3 protein-coding genes and 2 pseudogenes are annotated in these 3,724 nt (G+C 62.9%); 3 read left to right on the forward strand and 2 right to left on the reverse strand.

The window, feature by feature from the left end; all coding sequences use genetic code 11:
- Together WA904_RS21155 and WA904_RS21160 are read left to right on the forward strand one after the other, a co-directional pair.
- Nucleotides 1-1,098 (forward strand): annotated as a pseudogene (locus tag WA904_RS21155) (SARP family transcriptional regulator); the annotation flags it as partial.
- Entirely contained in the window at nt 1,095-1,640 is a 546-nt protein-coding gene (locus tag WA904_RS21160; RefSeq protein ID WP_425199101.1) for a DUF2917 domain-containing protein, read from the forward strand. The pseudogene WA904_RS21155 and the gene WA904_RS21160, both read left to right, overlap by 4 nt.
- A gap of 18 nt (nt 1,641-1,658) precedes the next feature.
- Here the strand turns inward: WA904_RS21160 and WA904_RS21165 are convergent, their stop codons facing one another.
- Together WA904_RS21165 and WA904_RS21170 are read right to left on the reverse strand one after the other, a co-directional pair.
- Nucleotides 1,659-2,237 (reverse strand): hypothetical protein, encoded by a 579-nt coding sequence (locus WA904_RS21165; protein ID WP_425199102.1) that lies wholly within the window; start codon nt 2,235-2,237, stop codon nt 1,659-1,661.
- A complete protein-coding gene (locus tag WA904_RS21170) occupies nt 2,234-2,593 on the reverse strand; it encodes a hypothetical protein (protein ID WP_425199103.1) in 360 nt (119 codons plus the stop codon). The genes WA904_RS21165 and WA904_RS21170 overlap by 4 nt, the downstream gene beginning before the upstream one ends.
- Nucleotides 2,594-2,798: 205 nt before the next feature.
- On the opposite strand from WA904_RS21170, the pseudogene WA904_RS21175 reads away from it, so the two are divergent.
- Nucleotides 2,799-3,527: pseudogene (locus WA904_RS21175) on the forward strand (IS3 family transposase); the annotation flags it as partial.
- Nucleotides 3,528-3,724: the final 197 nt, after the last annotated feature.

Raw genomic sequence — 3,724 nt, forward strand, 5'->3', positions numbered from 1 at the left:
GTCCTGGACGCCGGGTTGCAATGCCTGCGGCGCGCGATTATTGAGGCTGACGCCGCTGGTGAGGCCACCCTGCGCGTGCGCACGCGGGTCGCCCTGGGCGGCGCCCTGGTTCATGCCGCCAGGGGCCGTGACGAGGAAGGTGCCATGGCTCTGCACGAGGCACTCACGATAGGACAGGACCCGGCGGCCTGCCGTGAACTCGCTTACGTCGAGTTCCTGCGCGGCCGCTATGAACGTGCCCTGAGCTGGCTGCAACGGGCTGCGCCGATCGCCTATGAGGACCGCGCCGAGCAGGCCAGGATCGCCACGGTCCACGGCGCCGCACTCAGCGACACCGCGCACTATGCGGACGCCATCTCGATGCTCCACGATGCGGAGCGCCTCGCCCAAGGCGCCGGAGACAGCAAGCAGGTCTGCTACGCGCTCTCCATGCTGGGACGCGTCCTCCTCCTGCAGGGTGAACTGGCCGCCGCACGCGATGCCCTGGACCGGTCGGTCGCGCTGGCCCGGCAGGGCTGGACCGCATTCGTGCCCTGGCCCCAGTCGCTGCGGGCCGAGGTGGACCTGGGCTGCGGTGACTTGGCCGCCGCTTCGGAGCGTTTTGAACAGGCGTTTGCACTCGGATGCCAGATCGGCGACCCCTGCTGGCAAGGTATCGCCGGCCGGGGCCTCGGATGTGTCGCCATGGCCCGCGGCGAGCCGCGGCGCGCACTGGAAATCCTCGTCGATGCCGTTGAGCGCTGCCATCGCGTACCCGATGCCTATCTTTGGGGCAAGGGTCACGCGCTCGATGCCTTGTGCCGTCTGGCGGTCGCGCAAGCCATGCCCCAGGCATCGGCCTGGATCCATGAGCTGCAGAACCTGGCCTCACGCAGCGGTATGCGCGAGCTCACGGTACGCGCCTACCTTCACCGTCAGGCGCTCGGTGACAACGCCAGCGGGATAGCGGCCCGCCTGCTCGCGCGGCAGATCGACAATCCCGCGCTGCATGCGCTGGTCGAGTCCGGTCTTGCCGATACAGAAAAAGAGAACGAGGGGTGTGAAACCGCTCAATCATTCAAGCCGGTGACGGCATTGCCTGCCAGGGGGACGCCATGAACGACCTTGAACTTCATGTGCTGGATTCATCCGCCGCCACACGTGCCCTGTCCGGCTGCTGGAAACTGGGGGACGGGCAAGCGCTGACCCTGCGGCCCGTCCAGCCGGGCGTGCTGCGTATAGCGCGCGGCCGCGTCTGGCTTACCTTTGACCATGCCCGCCACGATGACGGTGTGCGCGGTGGCGATCATTTTCTGGACGCCGGGGACACCGTCCGACTGCTGCCCGGCCAGGCACTGGTGATGGAATCCTGGCGCACGGCGCAGCAGAGCGCGGCCTACTTCAGCTGGGACCCGTTGCCGGCAAACGAAGGGGTGACCATCAGCACGCGGTCCACCTGGGCTTTCGCCGGCGGTCCGCAGTGGCGCGCCAGCGTGCTTCAGCCTCTGCGGGATTTGCGCCTGGCCCTGGGTCTGGCCGGCTCTGCATCAACCCGCCTTGGGGCGGGGCTCGCGGTCACCCTGGCCCGCGCGCTGTTATTGCTGGCGCCGCGGTTTGCCATGGACGCCGCAGCGGCACGCAGCCGTCCCGCGGGGAAGTAGCGCGGTTTCAGCGCGCCTTCAGACGGCCGCCGGGCACAGGGCGGCAAAGCTTTGCAATTTTTCAGCGCTAATCAATTTGATGCTGTTGCAAGCCGTGCAGCGGAGGGTTCCCTTGGCGCCAGTGCTGATATCACCCGCCAGCACGATGACATCGGCGGCTTCGACGGCTGCTGGATCCGGGACAAATGGGGCGAACTCGATGTGGAGGTCGGAGAGGGCAAGGATTTTCATTGGGCGCGCTCGCGCAAGGGCCGTCTCAACTGCCTGTTGTTCTGACGCGGCCTCTTTGAGGGCTGTGACCTCCGAGATGATGGCCAGGCGTACGCTGTTCGGCAGCAGCGTTGCCATGGGGGAAGCTTGGCGAAGCTGATTGCCCAACTCAGACTCCGCCAGGGCAAGGCTCCAGTTCCGAGTGGAGAGAATCTGCACCCATTGATCCCGGAGCGGTTTGGATCTGGGGTCGGAGATGGCATCCCAGTGTGCAAGTGTGCCCAGCGCTTTCTCAATGAGGGAGGCATCGGCCAGAACCATCCGAACTGCCTCTCTGTGCATCAACAGGCTCTGGTAGTCCTGGGCGCCGTGGTGTGTGAGTTTCATTGCGGCACGTCCTTGAACACATCCAGGTACTTCTGCCGAAAGTCACGCTGCACGTCGAGCTCGCCTGGAACGATCACGGTTGCATTTCCGTCCGCGTCGATTGCCTTGATGCCGCGCAAGCCGACACCGTAGCTCTTGAAGCCCTGCCGGGTCCATCGATCGGAGCTGTCCAGGTTGTCGTGATGGTGCCCGTGCACGGTCACTTTGACGCCCATGGACTGTGCCAGGGTGTCCAGGAGCTCGAAGCCGTTTTGATGGTATCCGGGAGCTTCGTGCGTAATGAGGATGTCTGCCCGTAGCGAGGCCAAGCGATCAAGCTCGTCCGGGTAGATCGTCGAGACGTGTTTGAGCGGCACGCCTCCCTGCCATCGCTCTTGCCTTGGCGTCGACCGGACATGCTCTTTGCGATTGCGGAAATTTGGCGGCGTCGGGAGGGACGGGTACCCATTTATGGGACCGGTGCTGGTGCTACAGAAAAGGCCCAGTCAGCGCATGAGATATGCCAAGCTGCAGGTGCACACATTTTTGCTGGCGAGTGAATTGCATTGTCCCGCCGCGGGGCAAACCCTCATCGACATCTTCGAGCTGAACCACCGCTGTTACGGCTACCGCAGGCTGCAGGCTTCGTTGACCAGGCAGTGCGTCACCATCTCTGAGAAGGTCGTGCAGCGGTTGATGAAACAAGAGAGCCTGGTCGTTGCCAGGCCCAAGCGGCGTCGGTACGGCTCTTACCTGGGCGAAATCAGCCCAGCGCCCGAGAACCTCATCAATCGCGACTTCCACGCAGCGGCCCCGAACGAGAAGTGGCTCACCGACATCACAGAGTTCCAGATCCCGGCCGGCAAGGTGTACCTGTCGCCCATCATCGACTGCTTCGATGGCCTGGTCATCAGCTGGACCATTGGGACGCATCCCGACGCTGAGCTCGTCAACACGATGCTGGATGCAGCCATCGAGACGGTGGCCGGCGGCAATGCCCGGCCTGTCGTCCACTCTGATCGTGGCGCACACTATCGCTGGCCCGGTTGGCTATCGAGGATCGGTGACGCGAAGCTGATTCGCTCGATGTCGCGCAAGGGGTGTTCGCCTGACAACGCGGCATGCGAAGGCTTCTTCGGACGGCTGAAAACGGAACTGTTCTATCCTCGGGACTGGAAGACCACAACCATTGAGCAGTTCATTCAGATAGTCGATTCCTACATCCGCTGGTACAACGAGAAGCGGATCAAGATCTCTCTTGGCTCTCTTAGCCCCATCGAATACCGAGAGAGTCTTGGACTTACGGCATAAACCAGTCCAAGTTTATATCCGCACCCCCCTCGGGTCAGACTTCAGCGGAATTCAACAAATTTGTGTACAAATGGAAAAAGCCATGTAAGTCAATGACTTACATGGCTTGGTTTACAAATATTAGATGACTAGGTGCTAGAACGGAATGTCGTCGTCCATGTCGTCAAAGCCGCTGGCGGCCTTGGTCGGCGCAGGAG

It is taken from the genome of Polaromonas sp. (genome assembly GCF_049790275.1).
Classification (GTDB): Bacteria; Pseudomonadota; Gammaproteobacteria; order Burkholderiales; family Burkholderiaceae_C; genus Polaromonas.

What these genes read in the sequence shown, in the direction of transcription:
- WA904_RS21160 (WP_425199101.1), top strand. Translation starts at nt 1,095, where the DNA reads ATGAACGACCTTGAACTTCATGTGCTGGATTCATCCGCCGCCACACGT.
- WA904_RS21165 (WP_425199102.1), bottom strand. Translation starts at nt 2,237, where the DNA reads ATGAAACTCACACACCACGGCGCCCAGGACTACCAGAGCCTGTTGATG.